Genomic DNA, 568 nt, shown 5'->3' with positions numbered 1-568 from the left:
GGCGATCTCGCGGACCGCCGTGACGCGCGACGCGGCGGGATGCTGCGGGTCGGCGGCGACCGCGTCCCACTCGGCCTCGGGCGGCAGGGCGGTGCGGCCGAGGAGGTACAGGTGGACGCCGGGGGCGCCGGCCGCGAAGTGCCGGGCCGTCTCCAGACCGATGCCGCCGAGGCCGCCGGTGATCAGGTACGCGCCGCCGGGCCGCAGGTACGCGTCGCGGACCGCCGGGATCTCGGGCAGCTCGGCGAAGGACTCGCGGTACTTGTCCGTGCCGCGCAGCGCGTACACGCCGGCCTGCGCGGCGAGGATCTCCGTGCGCAGCAGCGCGGCCGGCACCGCGTCGTCGACGTCGAGCAGCCGGACGGTCACGTACGGGTACTCCCGGCCGATCGCCTTGGCCAGCCCGGCGAGCGCCGCGTGCTCCGCGACCACACCCGGCTCGCCGGGCACGACCGCCAGCGCCCGCCGGGTCAGCACCACGAGGTCGACCGCCGCGCTCGCGTGCATCAGCGCCTTCGCCAGCCGGAAGAGGCCGGTCAGGTGCTCGTCGACGCGGCGGTCCAGTTCC

At 76.9% G+C, this 568-nt stretch carries 1 protein-coding gene; it reads right to left on the bottom strand.

Annotated features, from left to right (window positions below; translation table 11 throughout):
- A partial coding sequence (locus B7767_RS20750; protein WP_143652565.1) for a KR domain-containing protein occupies positions 1–568 on the bottom strand: 568 nt, incomplete at both ends.

The sequence above is a fragment of the Streptomyces sp. 13-12-16 genome, assembly GCF_002114215.1.
Taxonomy (GTDB): domain Bacteria; phylum Actinomycetota; class Actinomycetes; order Streptomycetales; family Streptomycetaceae; genus Streptomyces.
This window is presented reverse-complemented; position numbering and strand designations above follow the sequence as displayed.